The following is a 22,311-nucleotide window of genomic DNA, read 5'->3' as shown; positions in this document are numbered from 1 at the left end:
AGGGAAGCAAAACTTCCCTTTTGTTCTATGTAAGGAAATAATCGTTATTGATCCTGACAGAAGAGAGGGTATTTTGTTATGAAAAAAGTAAGAAAAGCGATAATCCCAGCAGCTGGATTAGGAACACGTTTTTTACCAGCTACAAAAGCAATGCCAAAAGAAATGTTACCGATAGTAGATAAACCAACTATTCAATATATTGTCGAAGAAGCAATACAATCAGGAATCGAAGATATTATTATCGTTACTGGTAAAACAAAGCGATCTATTGAAGATCATTTTGATAATGCATTTGAATTAGAGCAAAATTTATTAGAAAAGAAAAAGTATGAGTTACTTGAAAAAGTACAGGCTTCTTCAAAAATGGTAGACATTCATTATATCCGTCAAAAAGAACCAAGAGGATTAGGACACGCAGTTTGGTGTGCACGTAAATTCATCGGTGATGAGCCATTTGCTGTTTTATTAGGTGATGATATCGTTCAAGCTGAAAAACCATGTTTACGTCAGTTAATGGACGAATATGATAAAACACTTTCTTCTGTTATTGGTGTACAAACGGTTCCAGAAGATGAAACACATCGCTATGGAATTATCGACCCATTAGAGCAGGAAGGACGTCGTTACCAAGTTCGTAATTTCGTTGAGAAACCAGCAGCAGGTACAGCACCATCAAACTTAGCAATTATGGGACGTTACGTCTTAACGCCTGAAATTTTCATGTTCTTAGAACAGCAAAATGTCGGTGCTGGCGGTGAAATTCAGTTAACAGATGCAATTCAAAACTTAAATGAAATTCAACGAGTATTTGCTTACGACTTCGAAGGAAAACGCTACGATGTTGGTGAAAAGTTAGGATTCGTTCAAACGACAATTGAAATGGCCCTGCAACACCCAGAATTACGTGGTGACATGGTTACAATGATGAAGAGGATTTTAGAAGAACAAACGAAACAAGAGTCTTAATATAAAAAAAGAGTTATTTCAGTGTACTGAAATAACTCTTTTTTATTAAGAAATCGTCGAATGAGAACGTTGATAAGCAGAACGGCGTACAGCATAGTATATGCGAGGTGCGATAATAGCACCGATAATTGTAAATGCAATATCTTTTACTGCAAACCACATCATAATCATCCAGGCAGCTTTATAACTCATATTACCGCCCATGAAGAGATTGACCGCCCCGTACATGTAAGTAGTACCGATAATATAAGTTAAAATGATTCCTGTGAAAGAAGCGATAGCAAATGTACTGAATGTTGGTCTTTCTTTTTGTTCTACTATTTTTCCTGATACGTAAGCAACGATAATAAATGCGATAATAAAACCACCAGTAGGATCTAAAAGTGCTCCGAATCCAGCTTTGAAGTTAGCGAAGATTGGTGCGCCGGCTACGCCAACTAGCATATACACAGTCATTGATAATGCACCAAGTCTACTTCCAAGAAGAAGGCCTGCTAAAATTGCGAAAAATGGTTGCATAGATAATGGAACGCCCGCTATTTGCAGGAATGGCGCCCAAGATACAATATTTGCACCAATGGCCATAAGAGCAACAAACATGGCAGCTAATGCTAAATCTAAAACATGAAATCTTCTCATAATGTTAACCTCCTGTTGTTTTTAGGTTAACATTATCGTAGCGAAAATATTTACTTGTTGTCAATCAAATTATTTTGATAAGAAGGCTTCAAATAGTCTCTTAGCAACGTATACGGAATACGAAATTGTGGAATGCCGCTTGAATAAGGAGCGATCTCATATAAAGGGAAATAAATAACGAGATTGTTTGGTTCTAAAAAGAAGTGAAACTTTTTAGCACTCATTACTTTTTCCGTTGCATCAGGAAAATAAATACTTTCATTTTGTTTAATTTGCCTTACAATTTCTGCACGGATTACTTCTTTATATTTATCTTCTTGTTGAAATAAATCGTCTAAGCGTAGTAATTTTTTTTCATTTAAATCAAATGTGTTTGCTTTCCACGTATAAAGGCCGTGTGCCCCGCCCGTATATTGATAGTAATTCACATATAGGCTGAGAAAAGGTGGTTTATTTAAGGAGATTTTATAATCAACATTCGCCACGTACGGATGGAAGGGTGTACTAGACCCTTCTGTTTCTTTATAATATTTTTTTGCTTCTTTTTCTAATTTGTTTTTAAATTTGTCAGTAGATTTTTTGTAATAGAAATTGAGCTTATTTTGAAATTTAGAATCGGAAAAATTGTGAAAGGAAGGCCTACTAATTTGATATTCTATATAAGGTTTCTTACCTTTTTGCGTTATAGTCTGAACATCGATTGTCAGGTTAGATGCTTTGGCTGCCATTGCACAATTTGGTACAATAGTCAGCAAGGAGAACATGAGCAATAGTATACAAAGTTTCTGTTTCATTGTGGTGAAACCTCCTTATATAAGTGTTATAGGTAGTTTGAAAATAAATAGGTAAAATTATACATTTAATTAAAGAGAGAAGGCGAAAACGATATGGCAAAAACTTTAATGGACTCACTTGGAATTGAGTTGTTAGAAATGACAGAAGATAAAGTAGTTGCTACGATGCCTGTTGACGAGCGTACGCATCAGCCGTTTGGATTTTTACATGGTGGTGCTTCTATAGCGTTAGCGGAAACAGTAGCAAGTGTTGGATCATATAATTTAATTGATCAAGAGAAATGTATTTGTTTCGGTCTAGAAATTAATGCAAATCATATTCGCTCAAAGAAAGATGGAATCGTAACAGCAATCGGGACACCGATACATAGAGGACATTCAACGATGGTTTGGGATATTCGTATCATTGATGAAAATGATGATTTAATATGTATTTCAAGATGTACAGTAGCAATTAAAGAAAAACGTGAAAAATAAAAAAGAGGCAGCTCTCATGAGCAGCCTCTTTTTTTATAATTAGAACTGGATTTTCTTTTCTAAGAAACCTTTTAGTTCGCTAATTGGCATACGAACTTGTTCCATTGTGTCACGGTCACGTACTGTAACAGCTTTGTCTTCAACAGAGTCGAAGTCGTATGTGATACAGAATGGTGTACCGATTTCGTCTTGACGACGGTAACGTTTACCGATAGAACCAGTTTCATCAAAGTCTACCATGAAGTCTTTAGCTAGTTCTGCGAATACTTCAGTAGCACCTTCAGATAGCTTTTTAGATAATGGTAAGATTGCTGCTTTGTATGGTGCTAAAGCAGGGTGGAAACGAAGAACTGTACGAGAATCGTTTTCTAATTGCTCTTCTTCATATGCATCACATAAGAACGCTAATGTTACACGGTCTGCGCCTAAAGATGGCTCGATGCAGTATGGTACGTAACGCTCGTTCGTTTGTGGATCGATATAGTTAAAGTCTTCGTTAGAGTGTTCCATGTGACGTTTTAAATCGAAGTCTGTACGAGATGCAACGCCCCATAGTTCGCCCCAACCGAATGGGAATTTGAATTCAATGTCAGTTGTTGCGTTACTGTAGTGAGATAGCTCTTCCTCACCGTGGTCACGAAGACGCATGCTCTCTTCATGCATACCAAGTGAAAGTAACCAGTTTTTACAAGTTTCACGCCAGAATGCGAACCACTCTAAATCTTCACCAGGCTTACAGAAGAATTCAAGTTCCATTTGTTCGAATTCACGTGTACGGAATGTGAAGTTACCAGGCGTGATTTCGTTACGGAAACTCTTACCAATTTGGCCAATACCAAATGGAAGTTTTTTACGCATAGAGCGTTGTACGTTTTTGAAGTTTACGAAAATACCTTGTGCTGTTTCAGGACGAAGGAAGATTTCGTTTGTGCTAGACTCTGTAACACCTTGGAATGTTTTGAACATTAAGTTGAACTGACGAATTTCAGTGAACTCTTCACTACCACAATCAGGACATTTTACTTCATGTTCTTTCATTAAGTCAGCCATTTGGTCGAAAGTAAGACCGTCAACAACCATTTCAATGCCTTTTGCATCTAATGCATCTTCAATTAATTTGTCAGCACGATGACGCGCTTTACATTTTTTACAGTCGATCATTGGATCGTTGAAGTTACCAACGTGACCAGAAGCGATCCAAGTTTTTGGGTTCATTAAAATAGCTGCATCTAAACCAACGTTGTGTGGAGATTCTTGAATGAATTTTTTCCACCAAGCTTTTTTAACGTTATTTTTTAATTCGATTCCAAGTGGACCGTAATCCCAAGTGTTTGCAAGACCACCGTAAATTTCAGAACCAGGGAAAACAAAACCGCGATGTTTCGCTAAGTTTACAACTTGTTCCATTGAATACATAATAAAATCCTCCTTTTGAAAGTTAACGTATTGGCGATGACGTGCTCTGGTACTTGTGAAATGCGCAGTATATGCTTTGAAAAACATAAAAAAACGCTCATCCCAAGGCATATTTGCCTAGGGACGAGCGTTTGCCCGCGGTTCCACCCTAGTTGATACACAAAATGTGCATCCACTTTATCATGTAATGCTCGAGACTGCCGTTTCCTTGCGTCTTCAGGCTTTCACTATCCCTGAATCGCTTTTTGTGCAAGTACTTATAAGTCCGTCATCGCTACTTATATTAATAATAATGAACATATTCTAACACGTTCTTTTTTAAATCTCAATAGAGGAACGCGTCTATCTATGATAGAGTCTCGCCTATTTTTTCGTTATTTATTCCGTAATTTTGTTTAATATGCTTAATTGCTTCACGTTTACTGAGCGGGGCAAGCTCGTTATTTTGCACGTATTCCCAAACGATATCAGGCTTTGTTTTTGCATACTCGCGAAGAACCCAGCCGATCGCTTTTTGAATGAAAAATTCTTTTGAAGAATGTAGTTGTCCAATAATCCAGAAAAGAAGTTCTTCATCCATCTTTTGTTTATATTTTAGTTGGAATAAAATAGCGGCACGTTGTAACCATATGTTATCTGATGCAATCCATTTTGGAATATATGCAGAAATTAATTCGGGATGTTGTAAAAAGATAGTACCTAAAAATGTAGGAACGATGCTATCAACAGAATCCCACCAAGATTTCGTAACAATAAGTTCTTCTAAAAATGGGATATGAGTTTCGTTTATATGCTTTTTATATTTTTGCATAATATCAAGTGCGGCAGCTTGATATTCACGTTCTGGTAAGTTCCAAAGTTCACGTACGATAATTTGGAAGTCTTTTTTATCTGGGAGAGTATGTATTTGAATGACGTCTTTTAATAATTGGCGTCTTTCCGGTGTTTGAATACCTAGAAATGGGAAGTGATTTTTCATATAACGAGCCATTGGTTCTGCTTTTTCAGGATTTTGATGAGCTGTAAAATGCTCTTGTAATGCTTGTACAAATGGATGCATAAGTGTTTCTCCTCTCTTATTACCTTTCTTCTCTCATTATACAAAGAGTTTGGTTAAATTTTAAAACATAACTTGCAATGTAATGAAATATGTTGAAAAGAGAGGGGAGAGGATAAGATGGAAGATCAGAGCGTACTAGCAGGTTTCTTTGCTCTTAGTTTTGCGTTTATTCTTGTTATAATAATTTGGGCAATTATTTCGTATTTGTTAACGGCTTTTGCACTTTATACGATGGCAAAAAATGATGGTGCAACTGATGGGGTTCTTGCGTTTATTCCATTTTTGAATAGTAAGACGTGGGGTGACTTGGCGAAGGATAAATTACCAGATTTCTTGAAAGAAGAGGCAGGGTGGAAAGTATTCGGTATATATGTCGCATGTTTCATCTTTAACTTCGTACCAATTATAAGTTTACTAGCAACAGCCGTATCGATTGTGCTGTCCATTTATCTCATCTACGCTATTTTAGACAGATACGGAACGAACTCTATACTATTTACGATTATTCATGTAATCACATTTTCGGTTTTCTTGCCGATTCATTTATTCATTATCCGAAATGAGCCGGTAAGATATAACGAGTAGATATATGCGGGGAGCTGTTTCGAAGCTATTTTGGAACAGCTCTTTGTTGGTTAATTGATATTTCGTTGACCAAGAAAAAAGGGCTGCCACATAGGACAGCCCTTTTTCTACTACATAAGATAGCGTAAATAAATGTAAATATGAGAAATGATTAATGAAACAATCATAATTGGGAAGCCGACTTTAAGGAATTCCATGTAGCTAAATTTATGTCCTTCACGACTTGCGATTCCGGCTACGATTACGTTAGCAGAAGCCCCGATTAAAGTTCCGTTTCCACCTAGGCAAGCACCTAATGCTAATGCCCACCATAATACGTCGATTTGTGCGTCAGAAGGTGATAAACCTAGCCCAACTGCCATATCGTTAATAAGTGGAATCATTGTTGCAACGAATGGAATGTTATCGATTGTTGCAGAGGCGATACCAGATACCCATAGAATAAGGATAGATGCATGAGAAATATCTCCGCCTGTTATTCCGACTACCTTTTGAGCTAACATTTTGATAAGACCGATATCGATAAGTCCTCCAACGAGTACGAATAGTCCCGCGAAGAAGAAAATCGTCACCCATTCTACGCTTGCGAATACTTCTTCAATTTCATGTTCTTTCACACCGATTAGCATAAGTACAGTAGCACCAGTCAAGGCGATAATAGCTGCATCAACATGGAAAATGGAATGAGTCATGAAACCTACAATTGTAAGTCCAAGTACTGTTAAAGATTTTTTCATTAATACTGGATCTTTAATGTATTGTTTTTCATCTAAGCTCATTAATTTTTTAACTTGTACAGGATCAGCAATTAATTGTTTACGGTACATGAAGTAAAGTATTGTTGCTGTAACTGCAATAATAATAATTACGATTGGTGCTAGATTCAGTAAGAAAGCATTGAAGTCTAGGTGCTTATTTGCAGAACCAATCATAATATTTGGCGGATCACCAATTAATGTTGCTGTTCCCCCAATGTTTGAAAAAATAATTTCAGAAAGTAAATAAGGAACAGGATTTACTTGCAAGATGCGCGTAATAGATAAAGTAACTGGAACAACAAGAAGTACAGTTGTAACGTTATCTAAAAATGCGGAGCCAAGCGCGGTAAGTAGGGAAAGAGAAATTAAAATTTTAATTGGATTTCCATGTGCCCCTTTTGCTGCTTTAATGGCAACGTATTGGAAAACACCTGATTTACTCGTAATGTTCACCAAAATCATCATACCGATGAGTAGCGTAATCGTTCCCCATTCAATATGTTTCGTAAAGGCGTTATGTAAATCGACGACCCCCACAATTACCATGAGTGCTGCACCAAGAAGTGCGATGACAGCGCGATTAATTTTTTCAGAAATAATAATGGCATATGTAATTAAAAAGACTGCGATAGCAAAATAATACTGCCAGTTAGCGAGTTCTTGCGTTGTTTCGTGCAAAAATCTCATCTCCTTTCATTCATTTTTCTTAGTGTGTCAAATATTAACTAGATGAAACACACATAACGTCATTATAAAGTAGAAAAACTGCGGATGTAAATGAAAGGAGGGATTTTGTCATATTTTCTGCATAGGTCATTTTTTCTCATTTTTAAAAATATTTGTGGGCATTTGACATATATATAAGATACATCCAATCTGAATATTTAAAATGGAATTAGCATTCGAGCTTGTTCGTGTAGGAGTGTCAAATAGAAAGGAATGACAAAGATGATAAGGAAGGGATCGTATGGATGAACAACGATTTTTATTTTTAGATTTTGAGTTTACGATGCCCCAGCATCGAAAGAAACCAAAAGGATTTTTCCCGGAAATTATTGAGGTAGGACTCGTCTCGGTTGTAGGTTGTAAGGTAGAAGATACGTATTCATCACATGTCAGACCGAAAACATTTCCTTCTTTAACGGATCGATGCAAGAAATTTTTAGGAATTAAACAAGAAATCGTGGATAAAGGAATTTCATTTCCTGAACTCATTGATAAACTTGCAGAATACGAAAAAAGATGTAAACCGACCATTGTAACGTGGGGAAATATGGATATGAAAGTGCTGAAGCATAATTGTGAAATGTCGGGAGTAGCTTTTCCGTTTTTCGGACAGTGTCGTGATTTATCGCTTGAGTATAAGAAGTTTTTTGGAGAAAGAAATCAAACAGGATTATGGAAAGCGATTGAGGCGTATGGAAAAGTAGGAACGGGTAAGCATCATTGTGCGCTAGATGATGCGATGACGACGTACAATATTTTTAAATTAGTAGAAAAAGATAAAGAGTATTTAGTGAAACCAGCACCTCCAACATTAGGGGAACTCGTGGACTTTTCAAAAGTGTTAAAGAAAGTGAGTACACAGTAACGACCAAATTGCACAGTATGTAATTTGGTCGTTTTGTTTTTTTAAAGTTTGTAGTCTTTTTTTAACTGCTCTAATGTTTCTAGACTACGAACCGCAAAAGGTGAATCATCTTCAGAAAATGAATTCATTTGAGTTTCTAATGCTAATTTGAGTGAATCTGTATAATCTAGAATCTCTCCTTCATATTTCTTCACCATTTGTTCTGGAATGTTCGTCTGTTCACGGAAAGCTAAAGCACGTCTTTCATGGAAAAATGGTACGTCAGCTTGTTTTACGTTATGTAAGTCACCTTGCACCGGATGTTTTAAAACAGCTAATACTTTTACGACGTAACTGCCCGGGCGGCTATTTGTAACTTCGCCGATGTATTTTCCCGTTTTATAAATACCAGTAACGATTTCACCAATTTCAAATGTTTCTCTCATATTTTTCACCTCAAGTTTATAGTAAGGAAAGTAGGAGAAGGAGTCAAAGAAATCATTCGCTTTCGGAACGCCCCCTTGAGAATATGAATTGGTTCAACTATAATTTAAAATAATATAACAGAAAATTCTGATGGTTTTTGAATCCTACAATAAGGAGTGTTTCATATGATGCCTTTATATTTTCCGGAAGATAAAACAGAATATATTATTCCAGGGATTGTTTGCGTTCTATTTATCATTGGTGCCGTTGCTACGTGGCGTATGTTCATTCGTGTATCCAAACGAGAAGCAGAGCGATTACAGAAAGTAGAAGAAAAGCTTTTAGCTGAAAAGAAACGGTAATTCATTTTTGTATGTTTCCCTCTATGCTCGGACAATCTAAGGGCAGAATGTATTTTGGAGGGAATAGAATGAAAAAACGGCTTTTTTTCAGTTGTTGTTTATTATTTCTGATGGCAGGTTGTGACCAAGGAAAGCCGAAAGAAATTGAAGTGAAATTACATAATGCTTCAGGAGATGAAGTAGGGACTGCGAAAGTAGTTCAGCAAACAAGTGGAGTGAAAATTACGATTAAAGGGGAAGGTTTCGCGCCTGGTCCGCACGGCATACATGTACATGAAATTGGAGAGTGTAAAGCGCCTCGTTTTGAATCGTCTGGTAATCATTTTAATCCAGATAATAAAAAGCATGGCTTACTCAATCCGAAGGGTGCGGAAAATGGTGATTTACCGAATGTAATTGCAGATGGTTCTGGAAAGATTAAAGCGGATATCGATGCACCGCACATAACGCTTGAAGAAGGGAAAACGACGATTCATAGAAAAGATGGAGCGTCTATTATTATTACTGAAAACCCTGATGATGGCATGACACAACCAACGGGTAAATCTGGTGATCGAATTGCTTGCGGTGTGATTGTAAAAAAAGCGTCGGATATGAAGAAAAAGTAAAAGCTACCGTGGATGGTAGCTTTCTTTGTGAAACGTAATTGGAAATATATCAGCGATTATTGGAATATATCGACCGCAACTCAAAATATATCGGCGATTATTGAAATATATCGACCGTAACTCAAAATATATCAGCGATTTTTAAAATATATTGATTTACCGACAAAAATTGAGAAAGAAGCCTGCCCAAAATTGATTCGTGGGCAGGCTCCTTTCTTATTATGAAAACGTATGGCGCAGTCTGTTTAAAATTTCTTCTAAAACAGATCGTGGGCAGCCAATGTTAATTCGAATATGTTCTTCGCCGCCTAATCCGTACTTTTCACCAGGTTCGACGATAAGTTTTCCTTTTTCCTCAAGTAACGTGGTGCGCTCGTTTTGAGAAAGTTTTAGGTGAGAACAATCAATCCATAATAAAAAGCTACCTTCTGGCTTCGTTACGGAAAGAGTAGGTATGTGAGTTTTGATATATTCACAAGCGAATTGAGCGTTATCTTCTATATATAAACGGATTTCACTTAGCCAATCATTACATTCTGTATAGGCGCTTTGCATCGCGGTATAAGCAAATGTATTTAGCCCATGGAACCCTTGTCTATATTGAATAGACGTAAAGGTATTACGTAGTTTTTCATTTGGAATAATAATGATAGATGCTTGTAATCCAGCTATATTAAATGTTTTACTTGGAGCCATACAAGTAATGGTACGTGCTGCTAATTCTTCAGATAAAGAAGCGAATGGTGTATGAGTACGATCTCCGTAAATAATATCGGCATGAATTTCATCTGAGACAACAATTACATTATATTTTGTACATAACGCTCCGAGCTTCATTAGCTCGTCTTTCGTCCAAACGCGTCCAATAGGATTGTGAGGACTACAAAGAAGCATTAGTTTAATCCCTTGTTGAAATTGTTTTTCTAAATGATCGAAGTCTATCATATATGTGCCATCTTGTTTATATAATGGGCTCACGCATAATTGTCTGTTGTTTGTTGTAACCATTTCGAAAAATGGAGGATAAATAGGTGGTTGTACAAGAACGGATTCGTTTTCCTTTGTGAAAGCTTGTACGCTCGTACTAAGAGCTGGAACGATCCCCGCACTAAATACGATCCATTCTTTTTGAATATCCCAGTTGTACTGTTTTTTTGTCCAGTTACAAATAATGTCTCCAATATGTTCAGGTGGAAGTGTATAGCCAAAAATAGGGTGTTCGATACGTTTTTGTAATGCAGTTTGAATTGGTTTTGGTACTTCAAAATCCATATCGGCAATCCAGGCATGAATGAGTTCTTCGTTTTTATAAGTATCCCATTTTGTACTATGTGTTCCGCGCCGATTTACCGTTTTATGAAATAGCTGCATATGTTTGCCCCTTTCTTCTGTGAAACTGCTAAGTTATGAAAGTTCTCTCTCTTCTTATAGAATAGCTGATGTGATAGGATAAAGAAAAGTATTAAAAAGTGAAAAGGCGGGAAGTAGATGGGTACATATGAAAAGATGATAGAGGTTGTGAAGAATTGGGATCCGTTTCGAATGGGACCGGAGTTTTATGAAACAGAAGCGAGCGATGTAGTGAACGTCGTAACTGTGTTTGACGATTCGAAATATATTGCAAAGAAGATTCAACATATATACTTTATGTCTTTTGAGGAAGTACCTGCGCTTGAAAAATGTGAGAAATTAGCTGAAGAGTTACTTGTATTAAAAGAAGGCGGAAGTTGCTCATTATAGGCTGTCGGAATTTCCGACAGCCTTTTTAATATTATCCCGCTATTTGCAGGGCAGTAAGACCCCCACCTAAAAAGACGGTTGAGGCAAAGAAGTGAGGTGGGAGATCCACTGCTCGTAAAAGCCCGATTGGTGCGGGCTAATAATCAGCGGGGTGAAACATTCCGCTGATTAAAGTTTCACTTTATTGCGCGGAAAAAGCGATAATTTCTTCATAAACATGTTCAGGCTTTTCCTCAGGTAGTAAATGCCCTGTATTTTCGTAAGAGATAAATGTTGAATTCGGTAAATCTTTATGGAGACGGTGTCCTACATGTACAGGGACGACGCGATCTTTTTCACCCCAAATGAGTAGTATAGGTGTTTCAATTTTTTGTAATTCAGTTGAAGATAAGTCACCTTCACGGTCTCGTATCATGCGAGTTAGGGCGGGGAATATACGGTTGTCATAAAAAGGAGCGGAGTAGCCTTCCTTCATTTCATCATCAATTAATGAGTGATCATGAACGACATTCATTAAGTTATGAACAATCCCGCGCCTTATAATCCAGTTCTTTACGTATAAATGAAAGAACGGTAAATAAGAAGAATACAGTAAAGGTAAGGTTGCGCGTGCTAAATAGCTAGAGCTACATAGTAAAATCGTCTTTGAGATTAGTTCAGGACGTATACGGTTTACATAGAGAGAAATTTGCCCGCCCATAGAATGCCCAATTAACACAATATTTGAGAGAGATAAATGTTCGATTAAATCGATAATAATGGTTGCTAAATTGTGATAAGAATACTTAAAGAGATGAGACTTATCACTTTTTCCGAATGGAGGCAAATCAAGAGCCAGTACTGTTCCTGCTTTCGATAGTAAAGGAATGAGACGGCGGTAACTGAATGAGGAAGATAAAAAGCCGTGAACGAGTACGAAAGTAGGACGTTTTGTTTTATTTTTATGTTCATACAATTCGTAATGAATAGTAGTGCCGCGAGTGGAAAAAGTGAAATAAGGACAAGTATATTCATGATTCATTTTTTGTCACTCCATTGATTTTTGTTCATATCATCTCCAAGGTAGAAAAAAATATGTTAACAAAAAAAGGCAAGATGACATTGTCATCTTGCCTTTCGCTTATTCATCATTACCCGCGAACAATATTAGGCGGTGTTTTTCCTTGTAACCCTGCAACTAAATTTTCAGCGGCTGTCATGGCCATTTGCTGCCGAGTTTTTAATGTCGCAGATCCGATGTGCGGTAAAGTCACAACATTTTGTAATGATAAGAGCGGATTATCTTTTGGAATCGGCTCTTGTGTAAAAGTATCAATGCCTGCTGCAAAGATTTTCTTTTCTGTTAAGGCATGGATTAAAGCTTCTTCATCTACTGTTTTCCCGCGAGAAGCATTAATGAAGATTGCTGTTTCTTTCATTAATGAAAATTCCTTTTCTCCGATAAGATGATACGTTTCATCTGTTAATGGAGTAAGAAGAACAATAAAGTCAGACTGTTTTAGTAGCGTATGTAAATCACAATATGTAGCATCGAATTTTTGCTCTGCTTCTTCTTTACGGCGACGGTTATAATAAAGAACATCCATATCAAATCCGAATTTTGCTCGTTTTGCAACAGCTTCTCCAATTCGTCCCATTCCGATAATACCGATTGTACTATGATGCACATCTAGTCCGAAATGTTCTTTTCCGATTTCAGCGTTCCACTCACCATTTTTCACATAGGAATCGAGTTCGCAAACACGACGACCAGCAGATAACATAAGAGCGAAAACGAGGTCAGCTACTGTATCATCCAATACGTATGGTGTATTCGTTCCGATGACATTTCGCTTTTCCATCGCTAGTAAATCAAAATTATCATAGCCAACAGAAATGTTACTCACTACTTTTAATTTCGGTGCTACATTTAACAATTCTTCATTTATGGCAGATCCGAAATTTAATAACCCATCTTTATCTTGTATTTTCTCTAATAGAACATCACGAGGTACTTTCTCATTTTGATTCCATGTTTCATAATCACAGTGTTCTGATAAATAGTTTTCTACAAATGTTGGAACTGGTTCAGCGATATATACTTTTGGTTTCACGGTTCCATCCCCTCTCACTTTTATCCCTTGTTAACGGACAATAAGCCTCCCGCCCCTAAAAATGCCTGAAGCAAAGAAGATAGGGGGAGACTAACTGCCCGTAAAAGCCCGATTGGTGTGGGCTAATAATCAGCGGGATGAACCTTTCCGCTGATTAAAGTTTCACTTTATTTTGACATAATTCTCTAAAAAAATCTTCTTTTCAAACTGGAAAGGGTATTTGTATAATTTAGACAGAAACGAAAAGGAAGGATGATTTATATGGTGACTGAAAAGGAATTAGAATTATTGGCTTGTCTTGAAAAAAGTAGTCGTTTGTCTGTAGATACATTGGCAAAGCTGTTAAATATAGAAGTAGAAGAAGTGAAGAAGATGGTTGCGAAATTAGAAAGTGAAAAGATTATTGTGGATTATGTAACACATATTGATTGGACAAAAGTAAAAGAACATACGGGTTTAACAGCGATGATTGATGTGAAAGTTACGCCGAAGCACGGTGTTGGGTTTGATGCAGTTGCTGAACAAATTTATCGCTATTCAGAAGTGAAATCCGTGTATTTAATGTCAGGGACATATGATCTTTCTATTACATTAGAAGGAAAGACGATGGGAGAAGTAGCGATGTTTGTTTCTGAGAAATTAGCAACGATTGAATCTGTCGTTTCTACAACAACTCATTTCATTTTGAAGAAGTATAAACATGAGGGAATTATTTATGAAAAAAACGATGATGATAAGCGAATTGTGGTGACACCATGAAGCAGTTTGAACTATCTAGAGTAGCAGAATCTTTACAACCGTCTGGTATTCGAAAGTTTTTCGATTTAGCCGCAAGTATGAAAGGTGTTATTTCACTTGGAGTGGGAGAGCCTGACTTTGTTACACCTTGGAATGTAAGGCAAGCATGTATCCGTTCTTTAGAGCAAGGATATACAGCGTATACAGCAAATGCAGGATTATTGGAGCTCCGTCAAGAAATAGCAAAGTATCTAAAAAAACAATTTGCAGTATCTTATGATTCAAACGATGAAATCATTGTTACGGTTGGAGCGAGCCAAGCGTTAGATGTAGCGATGCGTGCCATTATAAATCCTGATGATGAAGTACTCATTATTGAACCGAGCTTCGTTTCTTATGCACCACTTGTAACATTAGCTGGAGGAGTTCCAGTTCCTATAGCGACTACTTTAGAAAAAGAGTTTAAATTACAACCCGAACAAATTGAAGCAGCTATTACAGCGAAAACAAAGGCAATTTTACTTTGTTCCCCAAATAATCCAACAGGTGCAATGTTAAACAAATCCGAACTAGAAAAGTTAGCAGTAATGGTTGAGAAGTACAATTTAATCGTATTATCTGATGAAATTTATGCAGAGCTTGTATATGACGAAGTGTATACGAGTTTCGCGAGCATTCAAAACATGCGCGAACATACGATTTTAATTTCGGGATTTTCAAAAGGATTTGCGATGACAGGATGGCGTCTCGGTATGATCGCAGCTCCCGTTCAATTTTCAGAGTTGATGCTTAAAATTCATCAATATTCTATGATGTGTGCACCGACGATGTCCCAGTTCGCAGCTCTTGAAGCATTACGCGGAGGGAATGATGAAGTCATTCGAATGAGAGATAGCTATAAGAAACGCCGTAATTTTATGGCGACATCTTTCAATGAGAGGGGATTAACGTGTCATGTGCCGGGCGGAGCGTTTTATGTCTTTCCTTCTGTTGCCTCAACTGGACTAACTTCAGTGGAATTTGCAGAACAGTTATTACTAGAAGAAAAAGTGGCTGTTGTACCTGGAAGTGTATTTGGAGAAAGTGGTGAAGGATTTATTCGTTGTTCGTATGCAACATCGCTTGAACAACTTATAGAAGCAATGAAGAGAATGGAACGGTTCGTCGAGAATAAAAAAAGGACAAAACATAATACGTTTTGTCCATAAAAGGGGGGGAATACTAGAAAGCCATGTGTTAGTATTCTATCCCAATATTGGAGAATTATACGTGCTACAGGAAATTTTTTCGTGAATTTTGAATGAGTTCTGTCATAGTGGTATAATTTACTAATATAAGGTATGCGCCTGTTAGGTAGCGATACGTAACAGGCGTACTAATTAATCGGATATTTAAAATAAGTACATCTGTTTTGCAATCTACATTTGTAGAGAAAATGGTAAACGTATGGGAGTGTTTCATATGTCAGAACAATATACAACAGGAGTGGTTGTAACAGGGAAAGTGACTGGAATTCAAGATTACGGTGCATTTGTAGCGTTAGATGCAGAAACACAAGGACTTGTGCATATATCTGAAATTACAAATGGATATGTAAAGGATATTCATGACTTTTTGAAAGTCGGCGATACAGTAGAAGTAAAAGTACTTTCAATTGATGAAGAGCACAGAAAAATGAGTTTATCGTTAAAAGCGGCGAAAAGAAAACAAGGAAGGATTCTTATACCGAATCCATCTAAGGACGGATTTAATACGTTGCGAGAAAAGCTGACAGAATGGATTGAAGAGTCCGAGTTAACAAAGTAAAAGAGGAGCGCATATGAGCGTTCCTCTTTTACTTTATCTTATGATATATATTTGCAAATATGATTGCATGCAATCATATTCGTATGTCGGAGGTGAAAGGACATACTGGTTATCGAATTTCGTTTGTTTCTGGGTGTGTACCAAGATTTTCAGATGGTTTAAACAGTAAACCAAGATTGATAAGCCCAGATATACCAACGATGCCGTAAATAATACGTGCAAGAGCTGAGTTTTGTCCGCCGAAAATGGCTGCTACTAAGTCAAACTGGAAGAACCCGATTAGTCCCCAGTTTACTGCACCAATTACAGTAAAGACTAATGCGATACGTTGCAATGTACTCATGAAAAAGCCCCCCTTAATTGTGAAGCATGAGCAAGCGCTGAGTTAATCAACTCTTTTATAGAATGGTGCAGTTATGTTGTTTTTATACATAAAAAATGTGTGAAAAAAAGATGTATATACATCTATACCGAAAAATGCGAATTTTTATGCAAAAAATGAACTTTTTCTAAAAAATATATATTGGTTACGTTTACACTGGTTGAATCGCTTGATTTACAACTTCAGTTTCGCTAAAGTGAATACAGAAATACATATCCATAATTGGAGGGAAAAAGATGAGTACACATGTAACGTTCGACTATTCTAAAGCGTTATCCTTCATCGGTGAACATGAAATCACTTATTTACGTGATGCAGTGAAAGTAACACATCATGCAATCCACGAAAAAACTGGAGCTGGGAACGATTTCCTTGGGTGGGTAGAGCTTCCGCTTCAATATGACAAAGAAGAATTTGCTCGCATTCAAAAATGCGCAGAAAAAATTAAAAATGACTCTGACATTTTACTTGTTGTAGGTATCGGTGGTTCTTACCTAGGAGCACGTGCAGCAATCGAAATGTTAAACCATTCATTCTACAATACGCTTTCTAAAGAACAACGTAAAACTCCACAAGTGCTATTTGTTGGACAAAACATTAGCTCCACTTACATGAAAGATTTAATGGATGTATTAGAAGGTAAAGACTTCTCTATTAACGTTATTTCCAAATCAGGTACAACAACAGAGCCTGCACTTGCATTCCGTATTTTCCGTAAGTTATTAGAAGAGAAGTATGGAAAAGAAGAAGCTCGCAAACGTATTTATGCAACTACAGATAAAGCGCGTGGTGCATTAAAAACATTAGCTGATAACGAAGGCTACGAAACATTCGTAATTCCAGATGATGTTGGAGGACGTTTCTCTGTATTAACGCCAGTTGGTTTATTACCAATCGCAGTAAGTGGCTTAAATATTGAAGAGATGATGAAAGGTGCAGCTGCTGGCCATGACGACTTCGGGGCATCAGAACTAGAAGAAAACCCAGCTTATCAATACGCAGTAGTTCGTAACGCTTTATACAATAAAGGAAAAACAATTGAAATGCTTGTTAACTATGAGCCAGCACTTCAATACTTCGCTGAGTGGTGGAAACAGTTATTTGGTGAAAGTGAAGGAAAAGATCAAAAAGGTATTTTCCCATCTTCAGCAAATTTCTCAACTGACTTACACTCATTAGGTCAATACGTTCAAGAAGGTCGTCGTGACTTATTTGAAACAGTTCTTAAAGTGGGTAAATCTACACATGAACTGACAATCGAATCAGAAGAAAACGATTTAGATGGATTAAACTACCTTGCAGGTGAAACTGTAGACTTCGTAAACACAAAAGCATATGAAGGCACATTACTTGCACATAGCGATGGCGGAGTACCAAACTTAATCGTAAATATTCCTGAATTAAATGAGTACACATTCGGTTACCTTGTATACTTCTTCGAAAAAGCATGTGCGATGAGCGGCTACTTATTAGGCGTAAATCCATTTGACCAACCAGGAGTAGAAGCATACAAGAAAAACATGTTTGCTTTACTTGGTAAACCAGGATTTGAAGAATTAAAAGCAGAATTAGAAGAGCGTTTAAAATAATAAAAAGCGACCGGATCTCCGGTCGCTTTTTATTATTTTACTGAAATGTCCATCGGTATATTCAAACTAGAATGGGTATGCTAAAGGAAAAGTCTTGGAGGGATGGGCTTGATTCCGATTCAATCAAAGTTAAAAGGACATACATATGCGTTATATAAGTTAGAAGAGGTTATGAAACCACTTGGATATAGTATTGGTGGCAATTGGGATTACGATAAAGGGTGCTTTGATTACAAAATCGACGAAGAAGATGGCTATCAATTTTTACGAGTGCCATTTACAGCTGTGGATGGGGAATTAGATGTGCCTGGTGTAATAGTCCGTCTTGAAACGCCGTATATTCTTTCGCATGTGTATCAAGACGAACTAGATGATAATGTGAATGCGTTAACAGCTGGAACGAGCGGATTTGATCAATTTGCTGAGCCGAAAGATCCAGATGGAGATGTGAAAAGTAAGTATATTAATATTGGGAAAGTATTAGTACAGGAACTAGAGCGTCACTTTTTTAATGGTGAATAACAATGAGTATGTCGCTTTCGATAAGAATGAAGGTATGGACTGGGTTAATCATATATTGATCGTCACGCTTTATACCTAGTAAGAGAATGTTTTGTTTTAAAAGAGTATAGCTACAATTTGCAAAAGTTTGTCCGGTGCAAGGCGGAGAAAGCTCCATCAGTTGTAATTTGTTATCAGAGATTTCATCGTAAAGTGAGAATAGTACACCTGAAATAGAAGGAAATAAAAGAGAAGCGGTAAATACATAGCTCGTTAATTTATTTCCTTCTATAATTTCTGATACACCAGCTCTCGTTGCATTTTGAATTTGATCCGAAGTAAGAAGTTCAGCGATGCAATGAATGTTTGGATTAAGTCCTTTTGCAGTTAAAATATTTAAGATGGACTGTGTATCAGCTAAGCTTTCATTTTTTTCTTTATCAGCCGTTATTAATATGGTGTGTGCCGTTGTAATGTTAGCTTTTAATAACGTTTGATCGTGATGTGGACAACCTTTTATAAACTCTAAATGATGAAATGGTTTTGGAAGTAAAGAAAGTGTTTCATCAATTAAAACGATATCAAGGTTTGGTTGTAAGATGTGCATTTGTTTTACAACATGTTTTGCCCGTTCGTTCCAGCCGACAATAATCATATGACCGCTAGCAGTCGCAGCTTCTTCTCCTTTAACTTTCATATATTGTTTATTAATCATATCAGTGGCGAATAGAACCATATAATAAGAACAAAAACCGGTTCCAAATAAAATAATACTCATACCGATGAGTTTGCCTATTAGTGTATGTGGGGCAAAGTCACCATAGCCAACAGTGAAAATTGTAACGATTGACCACCAAATTCCATCAAACCATGTGGTGAAGTGCGATGGTTCTAATCTATGTATAAGAAAGCCGGAAAAAGCAGTAAGTACAACAATAAAGCAAATTAAACGAAAAATAATGGAATCACGAAATGTATCTACTAAATTTGGACGGGATTTCAATTGCTAATTCCTCCTTACTTTGCAGGACTACATTCATTGTTACCATTATAGAAAAAAGAAAAACTCTCTAATTTAAAAGAGAGTTTGTTTTCTATTACATACTTTCAACTTCAGTTTGTTGAACACTTTCAAGGTGTTGAAGAGCATAATAAACATCAGCAGTATGTCTTTTTTGATCGATAGACAATTTTAAATGTAAATAGTGCGAACCATTTTCCAATGTTTTGAGCTTCATGTTCTTAACTTTTATATCCATTTCTTTTATTTCTTCAATTACGATCGGGATATTGTCCATATTTCGTACAACAAGTTTCACTGCGATATCACGTTGACGAAATGACCTAGGTCCTATAAATTTCATCGTTAATGGTATAAGTTCTACACTAATCATAAGGAAGCACATTCCGAAAATCGCTTCAATATAGAAACCAGCTCCAACGGCAATGCCAATACCAGAAGCACCCCAAATCATGGCGGCGGTCGTTAGCCCAGCAATACTATCGTTTCCTCTTCGTAAAATAACACCTGCACCTAAAAAACCAATTCCTGATACAATTTGAGCAGCAAGTCGAAGGGGGTCCATATTCATATGGTCGGTATGTGGTAAATTGTAAGCTGCTTTAATAGAAACAATAGTGAGGAGGCAACTAATAATAGAGATAACTAAACAAGTCTTTAAACCAAGTGGTTTACGTTTTAATTCACGTTCTAAACCGATGGCGAATCCTAAAATAGCCGAGAGACCTAGTTTGAGTAATAAATCTGTATAGTCCATATGTATTCCTCCTTGTATGATATTTTATAGGAATAAAACGTTTATTATAGAAAGAAACGTTTTTTGATAGAGTAACTTTATATAGAATATATGTAGGAATTGCTTATACATGAAAGAGATATTTCGTTTAAGTATATGATATTAAAAAAGAAATGTGGGTGGTTTTAAAAAAAGTTTATAAAAGGTGTTGCATTTCAATTTTCACCATGATATATTAATAACCGTCGCTGATGCGGAAACGCAGAAAACGACAAAAAAGAAATTAAAAAACCTAGTTGACATCGAAAAACGAAGATGTTAACATAAGGAAGTCGCAAATGAGCGACCAAGTAGTTCTTTGAAAACTGAACGAAACAAACAACGTGAAACGTCAATTTTTATTTTTAGATGCTAGACAAACTAACTTTATTGGAGAGTTTGATCCTGGCTCAGGATGAACGCTGGCGGCGTGCCTAATACATGCAAGTCGAGCGAATGGATTGAGAGCTTGCTCTCAAGAAGTTAGCGGCGGACGGGTGAGTAACACGTGGGTAACCTGCCCATAAGACTGGGATAACTCCGGGAAACCGGGGCTAATACCGGATAACATTTTGAACTGCATGGTTCGAAATTGAAAGGCGGCTTCGGCTGTCACTTATGGATGGACCCGCGTCGCATTAGCTAGTTGGTGAGGTAACGGCTCACCAAGGCAACGATGCGTAGCCGACCTGAGAGGGTGATCGGCCACACTGGGACTGAGACACGGCCCAGACTCCTACGGGAGGCAGCAGTAGGGAATCTTCCGCAATGGACGAAAGTCTGACGGAGCAACGCCGCGTGAGTGATGAAGGCTTTCGGGTCGTAAAACTCTGTTGTTAGGGAAGAACAAGTGCTAGTTGAATAAGCTGGCACCTTGACGGTACCTAACCAGAAAGCCACGGCTAACTACGTGCCAGCAGCCGCGGTAATACGTAGGTGGCAAGCGTTATCCGGAATTATTGGGCGTAAAGCGCGCGCAGGTGGTTTCTTAAGTCTGATGTGAAAGCCCACGGCTCAACCGTGGAGGGTCATTGGAAACTGGGAGACTTGAGTGCAGAAGAGGAAAGTGGAATTCCATGTGTAGCGGTGAAATGCGTAGAGATATGGAGGAACACCAGTGGCGAAGGCGACTTTCTGGTCTGTAACTGACACTGAGGCGCGAAAGCGTGGGGAGCAAACAGGATTAGATACCCTGGTAGTCCACGCCGTAAACGATGAGTGCTAAGTGTTAGAGGGTTTCCGCCCTTTAGTGCTGAAGTTAACGCATTAAGCACTCCGCCTGGGGAGTACGGCCGCAAGGCTGAAACTCAAAGGAATTGACGGGGGCCCGCACAAGCGGTGGAGCATGTGGTTTAATTCGAAGCAACGCGAAGAACCTTACCAGGTCTTGACATCCTCTGAAAACCCTAGAGATAGGGCTTCTCCTTCGGGAGCAGAGTGACAGGTGGTGCATGGTTGTCGTCAGCTCGTGTCGTGAGATGTTGGGTTAAGTCCCGCAACGAGCGCAACCCTTGATCTTAGTTGCCATCATTAAGTTGGGCACTCTAAGGTGACTGCCGGTGACAAACCGGAGGAAGGTGGGGATGACGTCAAATCATCATGCCCCTTATGACCTGGGCTACACACGTGCTACAATGGACGGTACAAAGAGCTGCAAGACCGCGAGGTGGAGCTAATCTCATAAAACCGTTCTCAGTTCGGATTGTAGGCTGCAACTCGCCTACATGAAGCTGGAATCGCTAGTAATCGCGGATCAGCATGCCGCGGTGAATACGTTCCCGGGCCTTGTACACACCGCCCGTCACACCACGAGAGTTTGTAACACCCGAAGTCGGTGGGGTAACCTTTATGGAGCCAGCCGCCTAAGGTGGGACAGATGATTGGGGTGAAGTCGTAACAAGGTAGCCGTATCGGAAGGTGCGGCTGGATCACCTCCTTTCTATGGAGAATTGATGAACGCTGTTCATCAATATAAGTTTCCGTGTTTCGTTTTGTTCAGTTTTGA

At 37.9% G+C, this 22,311-nt stretch carries 24 protein-coding genes and 1 rRNA gene; 13 read left to right on the top strand and 12 right to left on the bottom strand.

Going from position 1 to position 22,311, the window contains the following annotated elements; all coding sequences use genetic code 11:
- The first annotated feature begins 78 nt into the window (after nt 1-78).
- Nucleotides 79-966 (top strand): UTP--glucose-1-phosphate uridylyltransferase GalU, encoded by an 888-nt coding sequence (gene galU / locus BTOYO_RS10880; RefSeq protein WP_000757817.1) that lies wholly within the window; start codon nt 79-81, stop codon nt 964-966.
- Between the two features lie 45 nt (nt 967-1,011).
- On the opposite strand, the gene BTOYO_RS10875 is transcribed toward galU, so the two are convergent.
- A complete protein-coding gene (locus tag BTOYO_RS10875) occupies nt 1,012-1,605 on the bottom strand; it encodes a biotin transporter BioY (RefSeq protein WP_001252145.1) in 594 nt (197 codons plus the stop codon).
- Nucleotides 1,606-1,655: 50 nt separating this feature from the next.
- Nucleotides 1,656-2,399, bottom strand: coding sequence for a DUF3298 and DUF4163 domain-containing protein (locus tag BTOYO_RS10870; RefSeq protein WP_000810657.1), 744 nt, complete (start codon nt 2,397-2,399; stop codon nt 1,656-1,658).
- Between the two features lie 93 nt (nt 2,400-2,492).
- Between BTOYO_RS10870 and BTOYO_RS10865 the strand changes: the two genes are divergently transcribed.
- Nucleotides 2,493-2,876, top strand: a complete 384-nt coding sequence (locus BTOYO_RS10865) for a hotdog fold thioesterase (RefSeq protein WP_001140604.1) — start codon at nt 2,493-2,495, stop codon at nt 2,874-2,876.
- Nucleotides 2,877-2,915: 39 nt separating this feature from the next.
- On the opposite strand, the gene BTOYO_RS10860 is transcribed toward BTOYO_RS10865, so the two are convergent.
- Together BTOYO_RS10860 and BTOYO_RS10855 are read right to left on the bottom strand one after the other, a co-directional pair.
- Nucleotides 2,916-4,292 (bottom strand): glycine--tRNA ligase, encoded by a 1,377-nt coding sequence (locus BTOYO_RS10860; RefSeq protein WP_000287143.1) that lies wholly within the window; start codon nt 4,290-4,292, stop codon nt 2,916-2,918.
- Between the two features lie 346 nt (nt 4,293-4,638).
- Nucleotides 4,639-5,352: a DNA alkylation repair protein gene (locus BTOYO_RS10855; protein WP_000553335.1), complete on the bottom strand. Its 714-nt coding sequence runs from the start codon at nt 5,350-5,352 to the stop codon at nt 4,639-4,641.
- Nucleotides 5,353-5,469: 117 nt separating this feature from the next.
- On the opposite strand from BTOYO_RS10855, the gene BTOYO_RS10850 reads away from it, so the two are divergent.
- The gene (locus BTOYO_RS10850) at nt 5,470-5,937 is read left to right on the top strand and encodes a hypothetical protein (RefSeq protein WP_000390112.1); all 468 of its coding nucleotides are present in this window, start codon (nt 5,470-5,472) and stop codon (nt 5,935-5,937) included.
- A 110-nt stretch (nt 5,938-6,047) separates the two neighbouring features.
- Here BTOYO_RS10850 and BTOYO_RS10845 read toward each other — a convergent pair whose 3' ends face one another.
- On the bottom strand, nt 6,048-7,373 hold the full coding sequence (locus BTOYO_RS10845; RefSeq protein WP_000545228.1) for an ArsB/NhaD family transporter: 1,326 nt from the start codon (nt 7,371-7,373) through the stop codon (nt 6,048-6,050).
- 289 nt (nt 7,374-7,662) lie between these two features.
- On the opposite strand from BTOYO_RS10845, the gene kapD reads away from it, so the two are divergent.
- Nucleotides 7,663-8,286: a 3'-5' exonuclease KapD gene (gene kapD / locus BTOYO_RS10840; protein WP_000344367.1), complete on the top strand. Its 624-nt coding sequence runs from the start codon at nt 7,663-7,665 to the stop codon at nt 8,284-8,286.
- A gap of 41 nt (nt 8,287-8,327) precedes the next feature.
- Here kapD and kapB read toward each other — a convergent pair whose 3' ends face one another.
- Nucleotides 8,328-8,711, bottom strand: coding sequence for a kinase-associated lipoprotein KapB (gene kapB / locus BTOYO_RS10835; RefSeq protein WP_001209336.1), 384 nt, complete (start codon nt 8,709-8,711; stop codon nt 8,328-8,330).
- A gap of 165 nt (nt 8,712-8,876) precedes the next feature.
- Between kapB and BTOYO_RS27695 the strand changes: the two genes are divergently transcribed.
- Both BTOYO_RS27695 and sodC read left to right on the top strand, forming a co-directional pair.
- Entirely contained in the window at nt 8,877-9,053 is a 177-nt protein-coding gene (locus BTOYO_RS27695) for a hypothetical protein (protein WP_000982764.1), read from the top strand.
- 68 nt (nt 9,054-9,121) lie between these two features.
- On the top strand, nt 9,122-9,661 hold the full coding sequence (gene sodC / locus BTOYO_RS10825; protein ID WP_000746516.1) for a superoxide dismutase [Cu-Zn]: 540 nt from the start codon (nt 9,122-9,124) through the stop codon (nt 9,659-9,661).
- 219 nt (nt 9,662-9,880) lie between these two features.
- On the opposite strand, the gene BTOYO_RS10820 is transcribed toward sodC, so the two are convergent.
- Nucleotides 9,881-11,032, bottom strand: coding sequence for a MalY/PatB family protein (locus BTOYO_RS10820; RefSeq protein WP_001175860.1), 1,152 nt, complete (start codon nt 11,030-11,032; stop codon nt 9,881-9,883).
- 117 nt (nt 11,033-11,149) lie between these two features.
- Here BTOYO_RS10820 and BTOYO_RS10815 point away from each other — a divergent pair, with 117 nt between their 5' ends.
- On the top strand, nt 11,150-11,401 hold the full coding sequence (locus tag BTOYO_RS10815; RefSeq protein ID WP_000537646.1) for a YugE family protein: 252 nt from the start codon (nt 11,150-11,152) through the stop codon (nt 11,399-11,401).
- Nucleotides 11,402-11,582: 181 nt separating this feature from the next.
- Here BTOYO_RS10815 and BTOYO_RS10810 read toward each other — a convergent pair whose 3' ends face one another.
- Together BTOYO_RS10810 and BTOYO_RS10805 are read right to left on the bottom strand one after the other, a co-directional pair.
- Nucleotides 11,583-12,422: an alpha/beta fold hydrolase gene (locus BTOYO_RS10810; protein ID WP_001015213.1), complete on the bottom strand. Its 840-nt coding sequence runs from the start codon at nt 12,420-12,422 to the stop codon at nt 11,583-11,585.
- Between the two features lie 109 nt (nt 12,423-12,531).
- Entirely contained in the window at nt 12,532-13,518 is a 987-nt protein-coding gene (locus tag BTOYO_RS10805; RefSeq protein WP_098643464.1) for a 2-hydroxyacid dehydrogenase, read from the bottom strand.
- Nucleotides 13,519-13,755: 237 nt separating this feature from the next.
- On the opposite strand from BTOYO_RS10805, the gene BTOYO_RS10800 reads away from it, so the two are divergent.
- The 3 genes from BTOYO_RS10800 (at nt 13,756) to yugI (ending at nt 16,038) form a co-directional block, all read left to right on the top strand.
- On the top strand, nt 13,756-14,253 hold the full coding sequence (locus tag BTOYO_RS10800) for an Lrp/AsnC family transcriptional regulator (protein ID WP_000255691.1): 498 nt from the start codon (nt 13,756-13,758) through the stop codon (nt 14,251-14,253).
- Nucleotides 14,250-15,440, top strand: a complete 1,191-nt coding sequence (locus tag BTOYO_RS10795) for an aminotransferase (RefSeq protein WP_000808551.1) — start codon at nt 14,250-14,252, stop codon at nt 15,438-15,440. The genes BTOYO_RS10800 and BTOYO_RS10795 overlap by 4 nt, the downstream gene beginning before the upstream one ends.
- A 253-nt stretch (nt 15,441-15,693) precedes the next feature.
- The gene (gene yugI, locus BTOYO_RS10790; RefSeq protein ID WP_000003767.1) at nt 15,694-16,038 is read left to right on the top strand and encodes a S1 domain-containing post-transcriptional regulator GSP13; all 345 of its coding nucleotides are present in this window, start codon (nt 15,694-15,696) and stop codon (nt 16,036-16,038) included.
- Between the two features lie 109 nt (nt 16,039-16,147).
- On the opposite strand, the gene BTOYO_RS10785 is transcribed toward yugI, so the two are convergent.
- Nucleotides 16,148-16,381, bottom strand: a complete 234-nt coding sequence (locus BTOYO_RS10785; RefSeq protein ID WP_000105788.1) for a DUF378 domain-containing protein — start codon at nt 16,379-16,381, stop codon at nt 16,148-16,150.
- A 275-nt stretch (nt 16,382-16,656) separates the two neighbouring features.
- Between BTOYO_RS10785 and BTOYO_RS10780 the strand changes: the two genes are divergently transcribed.
- Nucleotides 16,657-18,009 carry a glucose-6-phosphate isomerase gene (locus tag BTOYO_RS10780; RefSeq protein ID WP_000103665.1) on the top strand — a complete coding sequence of 451 codons (1,353 nt, stop codon included), beginning with the start codon at nt 16,657-16,659 and terminating at the stop codon, nt 18,007-18,009.
- Nucleotides 18,010-18,117: 108 nt separating this feature from the next.
- Nucleotides 18,118-18,531 carry a YugN-like family protein gene (locus tag BTOYO_RS10775; RefSeq protein ID WP_000612324.1) on the top strand — a complete coding sequence of 138 codons (414 nt, stop codon included), beginning with the start codon at nt 18,118-18,120 and terminating at the stop codon, nt 18,529-18,531.
- On the opposite strand, the gene BTOYO_RS10770 is transcribed toward BTOYO_RS10775, so the two are convergent.
- Together BTOYO_RS10770 and BTOYO_RS10765 are read right to left on the bottom strand one after the other, a co-directional pair.
- Complete coding sequence (locus BTOYO_RS10770; RefSeq protein ID WP_000842336.1) at nt 18,518-19,513, bottom strand: potassium channel family protein; 996 nt, start codon at nt 19,511-19,513, stop codon at nt 18,518-18,520. The two genes, BTOYO_RS10775 and BTOYO_RS10770, sit on opposite strands and share 14 nt — an antisense overlap.
- Nucleotides 19,514-19,607: 94 nt before the next feature.
- Nucleotides 19,608-20,288, bottom strand: coding sequence for an MgtC/SapB family protein (locus BTOYO_RS10765; RefSeq protein ID WP_000386692.1), 681 nt, complete (start codon nt 20,286-20,288; stop codon nt 19,608-19,610).
- Between the two features lie 405 nt (nt 20,289-20,693).
- Between BTOYO_RS10765 and BTOYO_RS10760 the strand changes: the two genes are divergently transcribed.
- Nucleotides 20,694-22,245, top strand: a 16S ribosomal RNA gene (locus tag BTOYO_RS10760).
- Nucleotides 22,246-22,311: the final 66 nt, after the last annotated feature.

It is taken from the genome of Bacillus toyonensis BCT-7112, assembly GCF_000496285.1.
GTDB classification, from domain to species: domain Bacteria; phylum Bacillota; class Bacilli; order Bacillales; family Bacillaceae_G; genus Bacillus_A; species Bacillus_A toyonensis.
The sequence above is the reverse complement of the archived record's forward strand: the minus strand, read 5'-3'. Positions and strand labels throughout refer to the sequence as shown.

Coding starts and splice junctions, on each gene's coding strand:
- kapD (WP_000344367.1), top strand. CDS start 7,663: ATGGATGAACAACGATTTTTATTTTTAGATTTTGAGTTTACGATGCCC.
- BTOYO_RS10855 (WP_000553335.1), bottom strand. CDS start 5,352: ATGCATCCATTTGTACAAGCATTACAAGAGCATTTTACAGCTCATCAA.
- yugI (WP_000003767.1), top strand. CDS start 15,694: ATGTCAGAACAATATACAACAGGAGTGGTTGTAACAGGGAAAGTGACT.
- BTOYO_RS10820 (WP_001175860.1), bottom strand. CDS start 11,032: ATGCAGCTATTTCATAAAACGGTAAATCGGCGCGGAACACATAGTACA.
- BTOYO_RS10860 (WP_000287143.1), bottom strand. CDS start 4,292: ATGTATTCAATGGAACAAGTTGTAAACTTAGCGAAACATCGCGGTTTT.
- BTOYO_RS10800 (WP_000255691.1), top strand. CDS start 13,756: ATGGTGACTGAAAAGGAATTAGAATTATTGGCTTGTCTTGAAAAAAGT.
- BTOYO_RS10765 (WP_000386692.1), bottom strand. CDS start 20,288: ATGGACTATACAGATTTATTACTCAAACTAGGTCTCTCGGCTATTTTA.
- BTOYO_RS10795 (WP_000808551.1), top strand. CDS start 14,250: ATGAAGCAGTTTGAACTATCTAGAGTAGCAGAATCTTTACAACCGTCT.
- galU (WP_000757817.1), top strand. CDS start 79: ATGAAAAAAGTAAGAAAAGCGATAATCCCAGCAGCTGGATTAGGAACA.
- BTOYO_RS27695 (WP_000982764.1), top strand. CDS start 8,877: ATGATGCCTTTATATTTTCCGGAAGATAAAACAGAATATATTATTCCA.
- BTOYO_RS10785 (WP_000105788.1), bottom strand. CDS start 16,381: ATGAGTACATTGCAACGTATCGCATTAGTCTTTACTGTAATTGGTGCA.
- BTOYO_RS10870 (WP_000810657.1), bottom strand. CDS start 2,399: ATGAAACAGAAACTTTGTATACTATTGCTCATGTTCTCCTTGCTGACT.
- BTOYO_RS10865 (WP_001140604.1), top strand. CDS start 2,493: ATGGCAAAAACTTTAATGGACTCACTTGGAATTGAGTTGTTAGAAATG.
- kapB (WP_001209336.1), bottom strand. CDS start 8,711: ATGAGAGAAACATTTGAAATTGGTGAAATCGTTACTGGTATTTATAAA.
- BTOYO_RS10780 (WP_000103665.1), top strand. CDS start 16,657: ATGAGTACACATGTAACGTTCGACTATTCTAAAGCGTTATCCTTCATC.
- BTOYO_RS10810 (WP_001015213.1), bottom strand. CDS start 12,422: ATGAATCATGAATATACTTGTCCTTATTTCACTTTTTCCACTCGCGGC.
- BTOYO_RS10815 (WP_000537646.1), top strand. CDS start 11,150: ATGGGTACATATGAAAAGATGATAGAGGTTGTGAAGAATTGGGATCCG.
- BTOYO_RS10850 (WP_000390112.1), top strand. CDS start 5,470: ATGGAAGATCAGAGCGTACTAGCAGGTTTCTTTGCTCTTAGTTTTGCG.
- BTOYO_RS10875 (WP_001252145.1), bottom strand. CDS start 1,605: ATGAGAAGATTTCATGTTTTAGATTTAGCATTAGCTGCCATGTTTGTT.
- sodC (WP_000746516.1), top strand. CDS start 9,122: ATGAAAAAACGGCTTTTTTTCAGTTGTTGTTTATTATTTCTGATGGCA.